The organism is Brucella ciceri (assembly GCF_041930145.1).
Classification (GTDB): domain Bacteria; phylum Pseudomonadota; class Alphaproteobacteria; order Rhizobiales; family Rhizobiaceae; genus Brucella; species Brucella intermedia.
Genome location: NZ_JBHEEV010000006.1, coordinates 103,314 through 119,000 on the forward strand (window position 1 = coordinate 103,314; position 15,687 = coordinate 119,000).

The window sequence follows — 15,687 nt, forward strand, 5'->3', positions numbered from 1 at the left end:
ATGAAATCAGCTCGACTGCTCATTTTAGGAGTAGCCGTTCTTGCGGCTGGTGGCGCTGGCTATATTGCCATGAACCTTGCCACGCCGCCGCCTGCGCCCGTCGTCGCCGCCCCTGAAGCACCGCAGATCAAACTGGAGGACGTGCTCGTCGCCACCGAAAATCTTGGTGTCGGCGCGGAACTCACATCGCAGATGCGCTGGCAGCCCTGGCCGGCCGAGGCTATCAGCGAAGGCTATATCACACGCGCGAGCGAACCCGATGCCATCAATCAACTGAGCGGCGCCACGGTCCGGCTGCAGTTCTTCACGGGCGAGCCGATCCGCAAGGCCAAGCTCATCGGTCCGGGACAGAGCTTCATGTCGTCGATCCTGCCGCCCGGCATGCGCGCCGTCGCGACGCAGATCAATGCCGAAAGTTCGGCGGGCGGCTTCATTCTTCCCAATGATTTCGTCGATGTCATCATGACCCGCCGCAAGCCGGACAATGGCGACAAGTCGCTCACACCCTTCACCACCGAAACCGTGCTGCAGAATGTGCGGGTTCTGGCAATCGACCAGGCGATCCAGGAAGACGAGCAGGGCCGCAAGGTCATGGTTGGCCAGACCGCGACGCTGGAAGTGACGCCGGAACAGGCCGAAATCATCACCGTTGCCCAGCAGATGGCAGACCGCCTGACATTGGCGCTTCGCTCGACACAGGATGTCGAGGACAGGGACATCAAGCAGGCGGACTATCTGGTTTCTTCGCCCACCCGCAGCGGGACGGTCAAGGTCATCAAATCCGGCAGCGTTACAGAAATAGGACCGCGCTCATGAGAAAGACAAACCGCGTGCGCCCATATTCCGCAAGGATCGCGCTGTTGGCCGGCGCGCTTGCAACCGTTTCCCTGCCTCTCGCCGACATGACCGCAATGGCGGCGGCAGGCATCGTCAAGGTTGGCAGCCAGCAGCGTTCGCAGACGATCAAGCTCGGCCTCAACAAATCGGTTGTCCTCGATCTCCCGCAGGACGCCTATGACGTTCTCGTCTCCAATCCGACGATAGCCGATGCTGTGACGCGCACGTCGCGGCGCATCTATCTTTTCGGCAAGCAGGTCGGACAGACCAATATCTTTGTCTTCGGACAGAATGGCGAGCAGGTCGCATCGATCGATGTCGAGATCGAGCGGGACGTGAGCGGGCTTTCGTCCCAGCTCAAGCGCCTCATCCCGGGTTCCGATATTCGCGTCGAACTCATCAACGACAATGTGGTGCTGACCGGAACCGTGCAGACCCCGCAGGATTCGGCGCAGGCCGCAAAGCTTGCCGGTCTTTTCGTTTCCGGTGGCGAAGCAACAACCGGTCAATATTCAACCACGGCCTCCGCCCCGACCGATGGCGGCGGTGTCGCCATCAACAATCCCGACTGGGGGCGTCGGCAGAGCGCAATCGTCAATATGCTCACCATCGTCGGCGAGGATCAGGTGACGCTGAAAGTCACCGTCGCCGAGGTCAGCCGCTCCGTCATGAAGCAGCTTGGCGTCAACATGACGGGCAGCGGCGTATCAAACGGTATTTCCTACGGCGGGATTTCCGAGAATATCGCAGGCGCCATCGGCAACAACCTTTCCGATACCGGGTTCGGCCTCGCGACGAGCAACTTTTCCGCCTATCTGCGGGCGATGGAATCGGCAGGCGTGATGAAGACCCTCGCCGAACCTACCTTGACCGCAATCTCCGGTGAAAAGGCGGCTTTCAATGTCGGCGGCGAATATAATGTCATCAACAGCGTGACCTATGACGACGACGGAAAACGCACCAATCAGCTGGCCAAGATCAATTATGGCATCGGTCTGGAATTCATGCCGACCGTGCTGGGGCCGGGACGCATCAGCCTGAAAATCAGAACCTCCGTCTCGGAGCCGACAACTGAAGGCGCTGGCACGACAAACAAGATGGAAGGCGTTGGCGCGAGCGTCCTGTCGCTGCGAAAGCGCGTTGCCGACACGACTGTGGAACTGCCGTCCGGCGGTTCCATGATGATCGGCGGCCTGATCCGCGATGAAGTGCGCCAGTCGGTTTCCGGCTTTCCGGGCCTCACCAAGATTCCAGTCCTCGGCGCGCTATTCCGCAGCAAGGATTTCATTCGCAACGAATCCGAACTGGTGGTGATCGTCACGCCTTATCTGGCGCGACCGGTCGCCCGCCAGCAGCTTGCGCGCCCTGACGACAATCTCAACCCGGCCAGCGATGGCGCGGGATACATCCTCGGCAAGGTCAATCGCGTTTACGGCACGATGGAAACCAAATTGCCGCCCGGTCGCTACAACGGCGTCGTCGGTTATATCTACAAGTGAGCGGGGACAGATCATGACCTATTCAGTCAGAGGCTTTTGCAGGATTTCCGCCCGACCAGCGCTCATTGCCCTGTCGCTGGCCCTTCTTGCGGGTTGCGCGAACCGCCAGCACGTCACCGTGGGCGCGCTACCGGACGATTATCGCACCAATCACCCGATCACGATTGCCGAGCGGGAACAGGTTACCGATATTCCGATCGCACAGGCCGACCAGAAGCTGAGCCCGATGCAGCGCGGCATCGTTCAGGGCGCAATCGCCAATTACCGGCGCAGCGGCTCCGGCATGCTTTATGTTCTGGTGCCTTCAGGCGCGTCCAATCAGGCCGCAGCATACCGGCTGAGCACAGAGGTAGCGGCAACGCTGCGGCGCAGCGGCATCAAGGCAAACAATATCGCCATCGAAAACTATCCGGTCGAAAGCCCGGATGCGGCAGCCCCGATCCGCATCAGCTATTACGCGATAACGGCCGGCACGACGCCGTGCGGCCGCTGGCCGGATGACCTCGCCAGCACCCCTGAAAACAAGCATTACGCCAATTTTGGCTGCGCCTCGCAGAACAATCTGGCCGCGCAGGTCGCCAACCCGGCCGATCTTCTTGGGCCGCGCACCATGACGCCTATCGATTCGGATCGCGCGACGGCACGACTCAACGGCAATCAGGGCTATGTGAAAATGTCGCCTGCACAGACGCAAAACTGGCGCGAACCCCGCAGCCAGCAGGCCGAGTATTAAGAGGGCGCCATGAGCAACTTCGCGTTCGAACCGGAGGACGAAGCACCGGAAACAGGCCGTGCGCCGATCATGCTTGAAAATGTGCGCCCTATTCCGCGCATTTCCATCCAGGCTTTCTGCGTGAACGAAAGCGTCGCGATTCCGATCGAGCGCGCAGGCGGCGACCGGCGCATGGCAAAGACCCATCTGAAAGTCATGATGGGCGGCGTTGCGGCTGCAATCGAATTCTATCAGACCGCCTCCACCCCCAACCTGATCATCGTCGAATCGGCGTCCGAACCCAATGTGCTGCTCGAAGAATTGCAGCAGCTGTCGGAAGTCTGCGATCCCGGCTCGAAGGTCATGGTCATCGGCCATTCCAACGAAGTCTGGCTCTATCGCGAATTGCTGCGGCGCGGCGTTTCGGAATATATCGTGGCGCCTGTGTCGCTCGCCGACATTCTGGCCATCGTCTCATCGATCTTTCTCGACCCGGGTGCGGAACCGCTTGGCCGCTCCATCGCCTTCATCGGCGCGAAAGGCGGCGTCGGCGCATCGACCATCGCCCATAATGTCGCCTGGTCGATCTCCAATATGTTCCGTCACGATGTCGTGCTGGCGGACATGGACCTGCCCTTCGGCACGGCAAATATCAACTTCGATCAGGACCCGACGCTCGGCATTGCCGATGCTGTCTTTTCACCGGAACGCATTGACGAGGTCTATCTCGACCGGCTGCTCGTCCAATATGGGGACCATCTGTCGATCCTCGCGGCACCTTCGAGCCTGGAGCGGACATTCGACTTCGCCGAAGACGCCTTTGCCGAACTGATCGACGTCGCCCAGCGCAGTTCTCCGCTGGTCGTGCTGGACGTAGCTCACGGCTGGAGCGGATGGACGCGGACCACCCTGATGCGCGTCGATGAAGTGGTGATCGTCGCAACGCCCGATCTTGCCAATCTTCGCAACACGAAAAACCTCCTCGACACGCTGGCGCAGCTGCGCCCCAATGATGTGAAGCCGCATCTCGTCCTCAACCAGATGGGCATTCCGAAGCGGCCGGAAATCGCAATCGCCGATTTTGCGGAACCGCTCGGCATCGATCCCATCGCCACCATCGACTTCGATCCGCAACTTTTCGGCAATGCCGCCAATAATGGCCGAATGATCGCGGAGACCAATCCGGAAAGCCCGGTTGCCGAAGCCATCAGCCACATTGCGCATGTCGTGACCGGCAGGGCCGATGTGCAACCGCGCAAGAAGAGCGGCATATCGAGCCTGTTGGGCAAGTTTGCACGCAAGACCAAGTAACGGCAGGGAATCATGTTCGGCAGAAGAGGCAACGATACGGGAAACAGGCCGGAAAGCGGAACGCGACCGCCCGCGCCCAAACCTGCCGCGCCAGCCGCCATGCCCGCACCGGCCCAACCGGTCATGCAGCCATCCCGCACGCAGGCGGCCCATCCGGGCACGCTCGCGAAAACATCCGGGCCGACGGGCTCGCATCAGCCCGGCACGCATCAATCCAGCGGTCATGGCCGCGAAAAGACCGAGAGCTATTACGACACCAAATCGCAGGTCTTCTCGGCGCTGATCGATACGATCGACCTGTCGCAATTGTCCCGCATGGCGCCCGATGCCGCGCGCGAGGAAATCCGCGACATCGTCAATGACATCATCTCCATCAAGAACTTCGTCATGTCGATTGCCGAGCAGGAGGAACTGCTCGATGACATCTGCAATGACGTGCTGGGCTATGGTCCGCTGGAGCCGCTTCTTTCCCGCGACGACATCGCCGATATCATGGTGAACGGCTCGCGCCGGACCTATATCGAAGTGGATGGCCTGCTGCAGGAAACCGGCATCCGTTTTCGCGACAACCAGCAGCTTCTCAACATCTGCCAGCGCATCGTGAGTCAGGTCGGACGCCGCGTGGACGAATCGAGCCCGATCTGCGACGCCCGCCTGCCCGACGGTTCGCGCGTCAACGTCATTGCTCCGCCGCTGTCGCTCGACGGTCCCACCCTGACCATCCGCAAATTCCGCAAGGACAAGCTGACGCTCGACCAGCTGGTGCGGTTCGGCGCGATATCGAATGCCGGGGCGGAACTGCTGCAGATCATCAGCCGGGTGCGCTGCAATGTCATCATTTCCGGCGGCACCGGTTCGGGCAAGACCACGCTTCTGAACTGCCTGACACGCTATATCGACACGCACGAACGCATCATCACCTGCGAAGACTCGGCAGAACTGCAACTGCAGCAGCCACATGTGGTGCGTCTGGAAACCCGCCCGCCCAATCTGGAAGGCGAAGGCGAAGTCACCATGCGCGACCTTGTGAAGAACTGCCTGCGCATGCGGCCCGAACGCATCATCGTGGGCGAAGTGCGCGGACCCGAGGTATTCGATCTCCTGCAGGCCATGAATACGGGCCACGATGGTTCGATGGGCACGATACACGCCAACAGCCCGCGTGAATGCCTCAACCGCATGGAAGCCATGATCGCCATGGGCGGCTATGTGCTGCCGCAAAAGACCGTGCGCGAGATCATCGTCGGTTCGGTCGATATCATCATCCAGGCCGCACGCCTGCGCGACGGTTCCCGCCGCATCACCCACATTACGGAAGTGGTTGGGCTGGAAGGTGACGTCATCACGACCCAGGATCTCGTTCTCTACGATATCAAGGGGGAGGACGCTTCGGGACGCATTCTCGGCAGCCATAGCTCGACAGGCATCGGACGCCCCGCCTTCTGGGAGCGCGCCCGCTACTATAATGAGGATAGCCGTCTTGCCTCGGTGCTAGACGGCATGGAAAGGGCCAGTGCATGACAGGGTCCGCCAGCATTGTGATGTTCGTGGTGCTTGCCGTCATCGCCTGCGCGGCTTTGTTCTATGCGCTCTTTTATGAAAAGCTCGGCAAGAAGGATCATGCGGCGCGCCGCTTCGAAACCGTGCGCAACAGCGGTTCGGAACGGGCGATAACGCGCAGCGAACGCGACAGAAATGCCGACATCCAGAAGCGCCGCAAGCAGCTGCAGGACAATATCAAGGATCTGGAAGCCCGGCAAAAGCAGCGCGAGAAGAACCAGAAATATCCGCCCCTGCGCATTCTTCTGACCCAGGCGGGGCTCACGCTCACCTTGCAGAAATTCTATCTTTATTCCGGTGCGGCTGCGTTTTTCGCCACATTCGTCGCACTGCTCTTCGGTGCGCCGCTGCTTTTCCTGCCGGGTATAGCGATTGCCGGTTTCTTCGGCCTGCCGCGCTGGTTCGTGCTGCACAGGCGCAAGCAGCGACTGAAGAAGTTCCTCGAGGAATTTCCCAATGCGCTGGATGTCATCGTGCGCGCGACCCGCGCCGGGCTCCCGCTCAATGACGGCTTGCGGCTCATTGCGAGCGAGGCGGTCGAACCGGTCAAAAGCGAGTTCAAGAAGGTCGTTGAGGCGCAGCAGATCGGGCTTTCCATCCCCGAGGCGGTCGGCAAGATGCCCGATTCCATGCCCTGCCCCGAAACCAATTTCTTCGCCATCGTCATCCAGATACAGGCACAGGCGGGCGGCAATCTTTCCGAGGCGCTCAACAATCTTTCAAAGGTTCTGCGCGACCGGAAGAAGATGAAGGCCAAGGTCAATGCACTTTCCATGGAAGCCAAGGCTTCGGCTGCAATTATCGGCGCCTTGCCCTTCATCGTCATGGTTCTCGTCTACCTGACAAGCCCGCTCTATATGACGCTGCTTTTCACGTCTTCGACCGGCCATATGCTTCTGGGCATTGCAGCCGTGCTGATGCTGACAGGTATCTTCATCATGAAGAACATGATCAACTTCGATATGTGAGGCACCGGATATGTTTTCTCTCCTCACACAGAAATTGTCCGATCCCCAGTTTCTGATCGGCGCGCTGATCATGGTCGCGGTCTTTGCTACCGTGGTGACCATTCTCCTGCCGGTACTGAGCGGCAGCGCGCTCAAATCGCGCATGAAATCGGTCGCCACCGAACGCGAAGCCATTCGCTCACGCGAGCGGGCCCGTCTGGCAGCCGAAAGCGACCGTCGCGGCAGCCTGCGTCATCAGCAGAAGCCCGGCATCCGGGAATTCGTCGAAAAGCTTGATCTCAAACGGGCTCTGGCCGACGAAAAGACGGTCGCTTCGCTCCGGCAGGCTGGCTTCCGAGGGCAAAACCCGCTTAACATCTTCCTATTCCTGCGTTTCGTGCTGCCGTTCGGGGCAATGGCCATTGCCGCCATCTACATTTTCGTGCTCGGGGTGCTTGCCGACCAGACGTTCTTCGTTCGCCTTCTCGTCTGCATTTTTGCAGGCTATGCCGGCTTTTACGCGCCCAACCTCTACGTCTCGAATCGAGCAACCAAACGCAAGCAATCCATCCGGCGGGCCTGGCCGGATGCACTCGACCTGATGCTGATCTGCGTTGAATCGGGCATGTCCACCGAAGCTGCCTTTCGCCGGGTGGCTGACGAAATCGGCATCCAGTCCGTCGAGCTTGCCGAAGAACTGATGCTGACCAATGCCGAGCTTTCCTTCCTGCCGGAACGTCGTCAGGCCTATGAAAATCTCGCCAATCGCACCGGTCTGGAACCGGTGAAATCGGTCACGCAGGCGCTGATTCAGGCCGAGCGTTACGGCACGCCGGTCGCGCAGGCGCTGCGCACGCTTTCTCATGAAAGCCGCGACCTGCGTCTGCTGGAAGCGGAAAAGAAGGCTGCGGCCCTGCCGCCGAAACTTACCGTTCCGATGATTGTTTTCTTCCTGCCGGTGCTCTTTATCGTCATCCTAGGGCCGGCCTTCATCCAGATATCGGCGCAGGGCGGACTGTTCGGCGGGAACTGATAGGAGGGTTCAGCCCTTCGGCTTGTCCTTGAGCATGTTCCAGGAGTTCTGCTGCGCGAGCATTGACCGGAGATAATCCGTATTGGCCTTTGCCTGTTGCGGAGAAATCTCTTGCGCGGCAATTGCCTCGGCTTCCTGAAAACGTCCTTGCAGACCGACCGACAGGGCGAGGTTCTGGCGCACGCGGCTATCGGCACCGGGCGCGGCTGCGGCCTGTTTGAAATAGGTTTCTGCCGTCCGGGCATCACCGGCCAGAAGATAGGACATCCCCATATTGGAGATGATCGACGGTTCATTCGGCTGGAGCTGCAGCGCCTTCTGATAAGTCGCGCGGGCTTCCTCCTTCCTGCCCATCTGGTCGAGGATGGCGCCCTCCGCGGAAACCAGCTTCCAGTCGGGATAGGCCGGGTTCTGCGCTCGGCGAATGGCGTCGAGCGCTCCGTCAAACTGGCCCGCACCCGCAAGCGCCTTGCCATAGGCCGCAAGAACAGCCTGATCCTTCGGGTAGACGATGGCGAGCGCCCGCATGACCGCCAGCGCCTGATCGTTGCGGCCAAGGCGGCCCAGCACATTGGCATAGTTGAGCGCGGTCTGGCGGTCCTTCGGATTGCGTTCATATTGCGCGCCAAGCCGCCCGGCCATTGCGGCAAGCTGCGCGTCGTTCATGTGATCGAAAGTCGCGACCGTTGCCGCGCGGCGCACCGAGCCTGTCGTCGTCCGGTCAACCGATGTGCAGCCGGAAAGAACCAATGCTGAAAGAATGCAGGCGAAACCGAGACGTGTTGCGATAGCGTCTTTTCGAGCGATGTTCAGCATCCCGCCTCTCCTGCCGAAGCGTGTCGTGACCCGACATGCTTCAGTCTCTCGTTTCATGCATGTCTCATCCCGAAACCGGTTCGGGGTTCGGAGACATGATCAAGGCCGGACGATGCGCCCATGCCCCCTCAAGCCCAATTCCTGTTAAATCAATAATCTGTTAACCCTAATGATTGGTTAACAAGGCGATTGCGGTTTTGGTTTCCGCGCGGCAATAATCGCGCTATCTGTTTGTTTTGGCGCGCACCTTGTCCGGAAACTGTTTCACACTTTTCGGTATGCGCCATCTGCTTGTTTTTATGAACTTCCGACAAAATCCCAGCGCTTTTGCCGGACATCGCTTACTGGCCAGAAAGAGCATCATGTCTGTCGAACTTCTTTCCCGAAAATCCGAACAAAGCCGCCCTATCTGGTTTACGCCGAAGGGCGGTCTGGAAACTTCCGGCCTTCCCGCCGCAGCAGTTGCATGGGCCAAGGCCAATGGCTTTGAGGGCGAAGCCGGACGTGTGCTCGCCCTCCCCGGCGCGGGCGGATCGGTATCGGGTGCGCTGTTTGGGACCGGCGACGAGGAAAAGACCGGCCAGTCGCAGCTTCTGGCCGGAAAGCTCGCGCGCAGCCTCCCTGAAGGCGACTGGCATATCGACGGCACGGTGGACGATGCAGCGCTTGCGGTTCTGGGCTTCCTGATGGGCGGCTATGATTTCACGCGTTATCGCAAGGCCATTGGCAAGGCGATCCGGCTGGCCTTGCCGGACGGCCTGGACGAAGCCGAACTCCGCCGCATCGCCGGCGCGGTGACGCTGGTGCGCGACCTTATCAACACGCCGACCAATGACATGGGGCCGGATGCCCTCGAAAACGCCGCCCGTGAACTGGCGAAAAAATACACGGCCGACATTGCCGTCACGGAAGGCGATGCGCTTCTGGAAAAGAATTTTCCGATGATCCATGCGGTTGGTCGCGCTGGCGCCATTGCGCCGCGCCTGATCGATCTTGGCTGGGGCAAGGTGGGCGACCCGAAAATCACGCTGGTCGGCAAGGGCGTCTGCTTCGATACCGGCGGTCTCGACATCAAACCGGCAAGCGGCATGCTCCTGATGAAAAAGGACATGGGCGGAGCCGCCAATGTGCTGGGTCTCGCCTCCATGGTCATGGATGCGCAATTGCCGGTGCGGCTGCGGGTGCTCATCCCGGCCGTGGAGAACTCGATCGCCGGCAATGCCTTCCGACCGGGCGACGTTCTGCAAAGCCGAAAAGGACTGACCGTCGAAATCGGTAATACCGACGCGGAAGGCCGACTGGTCCTTGCTGATGCCCTGACGCTGGCCGACGAGGAAGAGCCTGAACTCGTGATCGACATGGCGACGCTGACGGGGGCTGCGCGTGTCGCGCTTGGTCCCGACCTGCCGCCATTCTATACGCATGATGACAGGCTTGCCGCTTCCATCGCCCAGTGCGCGGAAGCGACAGCGGACCCGCTATGGCGCATGCCGCTCTGGAAGCCCTATGCGCAAAAACTTTCCTCGCGGATCGCCGACATCAACAATGTTACTACCGACGGGTTCGCTGGATCGGTGACGGCAGCGCTTTTCCTCAGCAAATTTGTCGAAAAGGCTCGAAGCTGGGCCCATTTCGACATTTTCGGCTGGGTGCCGGTTGAAAAGCCCGCCTCTCCGGTCGGCGGCGAAGCGCAGGCAATACGCGCTCTTTACCAGCTTTTGAAGGAACGCTATCCGGCGCGCTGAATCCGCTTGCCTGAAACGCCGAAAGCAGATTGAATAAAACGGTTCCGAAACAATCCCCGTTTGGGTGGGACCGGATGCCAATTGAGCTGAAGCCGTTGCAGGCGCTGACATTGCTGAGAACCCTGTCGCTGGAACAGGTGCGTGATGAGATGCCCGATCTCACCACGCGGCAGACAGCCATTCTCCTGACCATCTATCTGGAGCCCCCGCCGCATACAGTGCGGGGACTTGCAGCGAAACTGAACGTCACCAAGCCGGTTATCACCCGCGCGCTCGACACGATGGGCGCGCTTGAGTTCGTCTCCCGGCATCGTGATGAAAAAGACCGGCGAAATGTGCTAGTAAAGAGGACAGTCGCCGGTGCACTTTATGTTGAAAAACTGGGCGATCTGGTGATCGCCAAAGCCAGGGAGTTACCACTTTGACCATGCTCGACCGCCGTCTCAACGCCTACCGTCCCGACCTCGCCGATGAAAGGCTGACCGGTCAGGTGGAAGCTGCGCGTTTTGCCGCCGGAACGCCGATGCAGGTTTCCGCCCCGGTTGTCGATCTGCGGGGCGAACCGCGCATGGACAGCGGGCCGCAGACCCAGATGATCTTTGGCGATTCCGTCCGCGTCTTCGAGGAAATGGACGGCTGGTCGTGGGTGCAGGCCGAACGCGACGGTTATACCGGTTACGTCTCCTCTGCCGCGCTGGAACGTCCGGCAGGCGAGGCCACGCATATGGTGGTGGTGCCGCGCACCTTTGTTTATCCCGGCTCCGATCTCCGTTTCCCGCACACCAAGGCGCTGTCGCTCGGTTCACGCCTGCGCATCGTCGGGGCTGCCGAGACGCGCGGCACGAAATATGCGCTGCTGGAAAGCGGCGAGGCACTGATTGCAAGCCATCTTGCCCCGGTGAGCGAACATGCGGCGGATTATGTGACCGTTGCCGAAACGCTCCTCCACACGCCCTATCTGTGGGGCGGCACGTCGGGTTTCGGCATCGATTGTTCCGGTCTCGTGCAGCTCTGCATGTGGGTGGCGAGCAGAAAGGTTCTGCGCGATTCCGACATGCAGCAGGATGCGCTCGGTGAAATCGTCGAGCCCGATGCGACCTATTCAAATCTGCAGCGCGGCGATCTCGTCTTCTGGAAGGGCCATGTCGCCATCTGCGCATCGCCCGATATGCTGATCCATGCGAGCGGCCATACGATGACGGTTACGCTGGAACCGCTGCAGGATGCGATCAAGCGCATCGCCTATCTCTACGATCTGCCGACGCTTATCCGCAGACCCTGAAAACAAGACAGGGAATTCATGAAGGGGAAGACGACATCGACGATAGCCGCCTTGCTGATCGGCCTTGTCTTGGCTTTTCCTTCCCCCGTTTCGACTGAGAAGGTTGCGCGTATGGCCATTCCCGCCTCGCCTCCCACCTTTGCCGAGGTCAACGGCATCGAAATGTATTACCGGATCGTCGGCAAGGGTTCGCCAATCCTGCTCATACCCGGCGGTCTGTCCGACCAGCACGTGTGGGATGCCCAACTGCCGATTCTCGCGCGTCATCACATGGTGATCGTTGCCGACAGTCGCGGACAGGGGCGTTCCACCCGCACCAAAGATCCCATCACCTACGGGTTGATGGCCGACGATTATGTGGCGCTGCTCGACTTTCTCCGCATCGACAGGGTTGATCTCGTCGGCTGGAGCGATGGGGGCATCATCGGTCTCGATATCGCCATGCGCTATCCCGAACGGCTGAAAAGCCTGTTCGCGCAGGCGGCGAACGTGACGCCTGATGGCAATACCGGCTATGCCGAAGCCCGCGCAGAGGGAAAGCCGATACCGGAACTGCGCCACTATGAGAGCATCGACAGGGAAATCCATGCGCTGTGGGCAAACGAGCCGAACTATACCGGCGAGGAACTCTCGGACATTCGCGTGCGCACGGCGATTGTGATCGGCGACCATGACACGGCCATCTCGCGCGAACATACGGAATTCATCGCCAGCCAGATACCGGGCGCGCAACTGATTATCCTGCCCGATGCCGGACATGGGGTGCCGGTCGAAAATCCGCGCCTTTATGCGCATACGGTGCTGCGCTTCATTGACGGCAAGAACGCCGACCAAATGAAGACCGCGAGCCGGAAAAGCTAAAACTAAACCCGGTTCGGCAATACGCGGTCGGGCGGGCGATGCCCGTCGACAAAAGCCTTGATATTGATGATGACCTTGTCGCCCATATCGATGCGCCCCTCCATGGTGGCCGAGCCCATATGCGGCAGCAGGACGACCTTGCCTTTTTCCGCAAGGGCCAGCAAACGCGGATTGACCGCAGGTTCGTTCTCGAACACGTCCAGACCGGCGCCGGCCAGCTTGCCCTGCTCGATCAGGTCGATCAGCGCATTCTCATCGATGATCTGGCCGCGCGCCGTGTTGACCATATAGGCGGTCGGCTGCATCAGCGCGATGCGACGTGCAGAGAGCAGATGGAAGGTGGCAGGCGTGGACGGGCAGTTGACCGAGATGATGTCCATCCGGGCCAGCATCTGGTCGAGACTATCCCAATAGGTCGCCTCCAGTTCCTCCTCCACCTGCGGATTGACGCGCTTGCGGTTGTGATAGTGAATGGAAAGCCCGAACGCCTTGGCGCGGCGGGCGACGGCCGTGCCGATGCGCCCCATGCCGACAATGCCGAGGCGCTTGCCCCAGATGCGCCGTCCGAGCATCCAGGTCGGCGACCAGCCCGGCCACTGCCCGTGGCGCTCACCGAGCACATTGGCGCCTTCCACCAGACGTCTTGGCACCGAGAGCAGAAGCGCCAGGGTCATGTCCGCGGTGTCCTCGGTGAGGACATTCGGCGTATTGGTGACGGTTATGCCCCGCTTTGCGGCAGCGGTGACGTCGATATTGTCCACGCCGTTGCCGAAATTCGCGATCAGCTTGAGATTGGGGCCAGCCTGTTCGATTGCCGCGGCGTCGACGACATCCGTGATGCAGGGCACCAGAACGTCCGCCTCTTTCATCGCAGCGATGATTTCCGGCTGATTCATGCGGTGGTCGTCTATATTCAGACGCGCATCAAACAGTTCCCGCATCCGGGTTTCCACTGGGTCCGGCAATTTTCGCGTAAGAACGACCAGCGGCTTCTTCTTGTTCGACATCTCCACCCCATCGTTGAGCAAAGCCCTTGGAACGGCCTGTATTGTAACCAACCGACAGGGCGCGCTCCAAGAAATTTCCTGCACATTTCCAAGGGAAACCTACTCCCACATTTCCCGAAAATGCGTTAACCGAAGCTTCATGTTGAGACCTCCTTAACCAAGGCGGTGCAATATGGGATATTGCTTCGGCTGAACATCTCTATCAAGGCGAAGCGGCAAAGACAAAGAAAAACCGGAAACTTCAGGCGCCTCCTGGAAAACCTGCAATGGCTTTCCGAAGACAGGCGTTAAAAATCAAACAACTTGGTCGGATATCGATCTGTAACGCACAGATGGATGCACGATCTGAAAACAGGACGGCACCGTCGCCTCGCAGCCCCCGTAAACTGCCGAAGCCGCTACCGTTCTGTCGTGACAGGACGGCGAGAGGTCGCAGTTTGTACAGAGTACTTTCGCAACGCTTCATGATGGCCACGCTTGGCTTTCTGGCATTTTTTCTCTTTCTGGCGCCGCTTGGCGCCTCCCAAAACCATGGCGCACAGGCTGCGGAGCCCGCCGGCACCTCCGTGGGCGCCAGCGGGCTCCCCGTACCGCGTTTCGTCAGCCTTAAACCGGCCCGCGTCAATCTGCGCGTCGGACCGGGGCGTGACTATGCGGTTTCATGGCTTTTCATGAAGGCTGGATTGCCGGTCGAAATCATCCAGGAATACGATAACTGGCGCCGTATCCGCGATGCGGACGGCACGGAAGGCTGGGTTTACCAGTCGCTGCTCTCCGGCAAGCGAACCGCCATCACCGCTCCGTGGCTCAAGAACAATCAGGGTTCGATGATCAATATGCGCCGCGATGCCAGCGAGACATCGAGGCTTGCCGCCGAGATCGAGCCGGGCGTGGTCGGGACCGTGCGCGAGTGCACCGGTCAATGGTGCCGCCTGGACATGGGCGGGGTTCGTGGGTGGATAAAGCAATCGGACCTGTGGGGCGTTTATCCTGGCGAGGTTTTCGACTGACCCCTCTCCTGCGGAACTGACCGAGTTGGACTTCGCGCGGCGGGGCGAAAACCGCCCCGCTTCACAGCGCACAGGCGGGGCGAAAACCGCCCCGCTTAACAACGCAAATGTCACCAGGCCGGGATCACCGACCCCTTGAACGTCGTGGCAATGAATTCCTTCACTTCGTCGCTGTGATAGGAGGAAATCAATGTTTTCACCCAGTCGGCATCCTTGTCTGCGGTACGAACGACAAGGATATTGATGTAGGGCGCCTTCTCGCCTTCCCGCACCAGCGGATCGGTTGCCGGATTGAGGCCTGCTTCCATGGCATAGTTGGTGTTGATGACGGCGGCATCGACATCTTCCATCGAACGCGGAAGCTGCGCGGCATCGAGCTCAACGAATTTAAGGTTCTTCGGGTTCTCGACGATATCGAGAGCGCTGACCTTCAGCCCCTTGGACGGATCGAGCTTGATGATCCCGTTTTCGGCAAGCACGAGCAAAGCGCGCCCGCCATTGGTCGGATCATTGGGGATCGCAATCGTCGCGCCGTCGGCGAGCTCCGATTCATTCCCAATCGAAAAAAGACGCCGTTACTGGCCCTTGCGGCGCAGGCGAACGATGATATCGACATTGACGATTTCCATACCGTCCGGCGCGTCGGGCATATTGGCAACCGTAGGCTGGCCTTTTTCACCGTGTGGAATATCGAACACGACATTTTCCCCTTCGAGGAAGAAATGCTGGTGATCCGAGATATTCGTATCGAAATAGGTCTTCGAGCCCTCGACTGCGATAATGCGCAGCATACCGGCTTCCGTGAACTGGTGCAGCGTGTTGTAAACCGTTGCCAGCGACACCGGCACGTCGGCCATGACGGCCTCTTCGTGCAGGTCTTCCGCAGACAGATGGCGATCGCCCTGCGCGAAGATCAGGCTCGCAAGCGCAACGCGCTGGCGCGTCGGACGCAGGCCCGCGCGGCGGAGCTGCTCTTCCATCGAGACCGTCGAGTGGGTATGTGAAGACTGCATATTCACCGTTGGTACCGTCACAAGCTTGTTGCAAAATCATCAATCGTCAAACGG

Annotated in this window: 15 protein-coding genes and 1 pseudogene; 12 read left to right on the forward strand and 4 right to left on the reverse strand. The window is 60.0% G+C overall.

Features of this window, described 5'->3' with window-relative positions; all coding sequences use genetic code 11:
* Genes cpaB through JNC63_RS13540 form a run of 7 tightly spaced genes read left to right on the forward strand, consistent with a single transcriptional unit; the run spans nt 1 to nt 7,899 of the window.
* Nucleotides 1–816 carry a Flp pilus assembly protein CpaB gene (gene cpaB, locus JNC63_RS13510; protein ID WP_006473082.1) on the forward strand — a complete coding sequence of 272 codons (816 nt, stop codon included), beginning with the start codon at nt 1–3 and terminating at the stop codon, nt 814–816.
* A complete protein-coding gene (locus JNC63_RS13515) occupies nt 813–2,336 on the forward strand; it encodes a type II and III secretion system protein family protein (protein ID WP_006468179.1) in 1,524 nt (507 codons plus the stop codon). The genes cpaB and JNC63_RS13515 overlap by 4 nt, the downstream gene beginning before the upstream one ends.
* A 13-nt stretch (nt 2,337–2,349) precedes the next feature.
* The gene (locus JNC63_RS13520) at nt 2,350–3,069 is read left to right on the forward strand and encodes a CpaD family pilus assembly protein (RefSeq protein ID WP_063619871.1); all 720 of its coding nucleotides are present in this window, start codon (nt 2,350–2,352) and stop codon (nt 3,067–3,069) included.
* Between the two features lie 9 nt (nt 3,070–3,078).
* Nucleotides 3,079–4,359 (forward strand): CpaE/TadZ family protein, encoded by a 1,281-nt coding sequence (locus tag JNC63_RS13525; RefSeq protein WP_063619870.1) that lies wholly within the window; start codon nt 3,079–3,081, stop codon nt 4,357–4,359.
* Nucleotides 4,360–4,371: 12 nt separating this feature from the next.
* Nucleotides 4,372–5,880, forward strand: coding sequence for a TadA family conjugal transfer-associated ATPase (locus JNC63_RS13530; protein ID WP_374846406.1), 1,509 nt, complete (start codon nt 4,372–4,374; stop codon nt 5,878–5,880).
* The gene (locus JNC63_RS13535; protein ID WP_063619868.1) at nt 5,877–6,887 is read left to right on the forward strand and encodes a type II secretion system F family protein; all 1,011 of its coding nucleotides are present in this window, start codon (nt 5,877–5,879) and stop codon (nt 6,885–6,887) included. Before JNC63_RS13530 ends, JNC63_RS13535 begins: the two co-directional genes overlap by 4 nt.
* Before the next feature lie 10 nt (nt 6,888–6,897).
* A complete protein-coding gene (locus JNC63_RS13540) occupies nt 6,898–7,899 on the forward strand; it encodes a type II secretion system F family protein (protein ID WP_063619867.1) in 1,002 nt (333 codons plus the stop codon).
* A 9-nt stretch (nt 7,900–7,908) separates the two neighbouring features.
* Here the strand turns inward: JNC63_RS13540 and JNC63_RS13545 are convergent, their stop codons facing one another.
* Nucleotides 7,909–8,715, reverse strand: coding sequence for a tetratricopeptide repeat protein (locus tag JNC63_RS13545; RefSeq protein ID WP_021587642.1), 807 nt, complete (start codon nt 8,713–8,715; stop codon nt 7,909–7,911).
* 362 nt (nt 8,716–9,077) lie between these two features.
* On the opposite strand from JNC63_RS13545, the gene JNC63_RS13550 reads away from it, so the two are divergent.
* The 4 genes from JNC63_RS13550 (at nt 9,078) to JNC63_RS13565 (ending at nt 12,603) form a co-directional block, all read left to right on the forward strand.
* Entirely contained in the window at nt 9,078–10,460 is a 1,383-nt protein-coding gene (locus JNC63_RS13550) for a leucyl aminopeptidase family protein (protein WP_063620059.1), read from the forward strand.
* A 74-nt stretch (nt 10,461–10,534) separates the two neighbouring features.
* On the forward strand, nt 10,535–10,885 hold the full coding sequence (locus tag JNC63_RS13555) for a MarR family transcriptional regulator (RefSeq protein WP_006473086.1): 351 nt from the start codon (nt 10,535–10,537) through the stop codon (nt 10,883–10,885).
* A 2-nt stretch (nt 10,886–10,887) separates the two neighbouring features.
* Nucleotides 10,888–11,742 (forward strand): C40 family peptidase, encoded by an 855-nt coding sequence (locus tag JNC63_RS13560; RefSeq protein ID WP_171053465.1) that lies wholly within the window; start codon nt 10,888–10,890, stop codon nt 11,740–11,742.
* 18 nt (nt 11,743–11,760) lie between these two features.
* The gene (locus JNC63_RS13565) at nt 11,761–12,603 is read left to right on the forward strand and encodes an alpha/beta fold hydrolase (protein ID WP_063619865.1); all 843 of its coding nucleotides are present in this window, start codon (nt 11,761–11,763) and stop codon (nt 12,601–12,603) included.
* A gap of 2 nt (nt 12,604–12,605) precedes the next feature.
* Here JNC63_RS13565 and JNC63_RS13570 read toward each other — a convergent pair whose 3' ends face one another.
* Entirely contained in the window at nt 12,606–13,610 is a 1,005-nt protein-coding gene (locus JNC63_RS13570; protein WP_063620058.1) for a 2-hydroxyacid dehydrogenase, read from the reverse strand.
* Between the two features lie 464 nt (nt 13,611–14,074).
* Here JNC63_RS13570 and JNC63_RS13575 point away from each other — a divergent pair, with 464 nt between their 5' ends.
* Nucleotides 14,075–14,620 carry an SH3 domain-containing protein gene (locus JNC63_RS13575; protein ID WP_063619864.1) on the forward strand — a complete coding sequence of 182 codons (546 nt, stop codon included), beginning with the start codon at nt 14,075–14,077 and terminating at the stop codon, nt 14,618–14,620.
* Nucleotides 14,621–14,730: 110 nt separating this feature from the next.
* Here the strand turns inward: JNC63_RS13575 and JNC63_RS13580 are convergent.
* Nucleotides 14,731–15,168 (reverse strand): annotated as a pseudogene (locus JNC63_RS13580) (MetQ/NlpA family ABC transporter substrate-binding protein); the annotation flags it as partial.
* A gap of 27 nt (nt 15,169–15,195) precedes the next feature.
* Entirely contained in the window at nt 15,196–15,633 is a 438-nt protein-coding gene (irrA, locus tag JNC63_RS13585) for an iron response transcriptional regulator IrrA (protein WP_025090646.1), read from the reverse strand.
* Between the last annotated feature and the right edge of the window lie 54 nt (nt 15,634–15,687).

What these genes read in the sequence shown, in the direction of transcription:
- JNC63_RS13560 (WP_171053465.1), top strand. Translation starts at nt 10,888, where the DNA reads ATGCTCGACCGCCGTCTCAACGCCTACCGTCCCGACCTCGCCGATGAA.
- JNC63_RS13525 (WP_063619870.1), top strand. Translation starts at nt 3,079, where the DNA reads ATGAGCAACTTCGCGTTCGAACCGGAGGACGAAGCACCGGAAACAGGC.
- JNC63_RS13540 (WP_063619867.1), top strand. Translation starts at nt 6,898, where the DNA reads ATGTTTTCTCTCCTCACACAGAAATTGTCCGATCCCCAGTTTCTGATC.
- JNC63_RS13545 (WP_021587642.1), bottom strand. Translation starts at nt 8,715, where the DNA reads ATGCTGAACATCGCTCGAAAAGACGCTATCGCAACACGTCTCGGTTTC.
- JNC63_RS13550 (WP_063620059.1), top strand. Translation starts at nt 9,078, where the DNA reads ATGTCTGTCGAACTTCTTTCCCGAAAATCCGAACAAAGCCGCCCTATC.
- JNC63_RS13515 (WP_006468179.1), top strand. Translation starts at nt 813, where the DNA reads ATGAGAAAGACAAACCGCGTGCGCCCATATTCCGCAAGGATCGCGCTG.
- cpaB (WP_006473082.1), top strand. Translation starts at nt 1, where the DNA reads ATGAAATCAGCTCGACTGCTCATTTTAGGAGTAGCCGTTCTTGCGGCT.
- JNC63_RS13530 (WP_374846406.1), top strand. Translation starts at nt 4,372, where the DNA reads ATGTTCGGCAGAAGAGGCAACGATACGGGAAACAGGCCGGAAAGCGGA.
- JNC63_RS13570 (WP_063620058.1), bottom strand. Translation starts at nt 13,610, where the DNA reads ATGTCGAACAAGAAGAAGCCGCTGGTCGTTCTTACGCGAAAATTGCCG.
- JNC63_RS13565 (WP_063619865.1), top strand. Translation starts at nt 11,761, where the DNA reads ATGAAGGGGAAGACGACATCGACGATAGCCGCCTTGCTGATCGGCCTT.
- JNC63_RS13555 (WP_006473086.1), top strand. Translation starts at nt 10,535, where the DNA reads ATGCCAATTGAGCTGAAGCCGTTGCAGGCGCTGACATTGCTGAGAACC.
- JNC63_RS13535 (WP_063619868.1), top strand. Translation starts at nt 5,877, where the DNA reads ATGACAGGGTCCGCCAGCATTGTGATGTTCGTGGTGCTTGCCGTCATC.
- JNC63_RS13575 (WP_063619864.1), top strand. Translation starts at nt 14,075, where the DNA reads ATGATGGCCACGCTTGGCTTTCTGGCATTTTTTCTCTTTCTGGCGCCG.
- irrA (WP_025090646.1), bottom strand. Translation starts at nt 15,633, where the DNA reads ATGCAGTCTTCACATACCCACTCGACGGTCTCGATGGAAGAGCAGCTC.
- JNC63_RS13520 (WP_063619871.1), top strand. Translation starts at nt 2,350, where the DNA reads ATGACCTATTCAGTCAGAGGCTTTTGCAGGATTTCCGCCCGACCAGCG.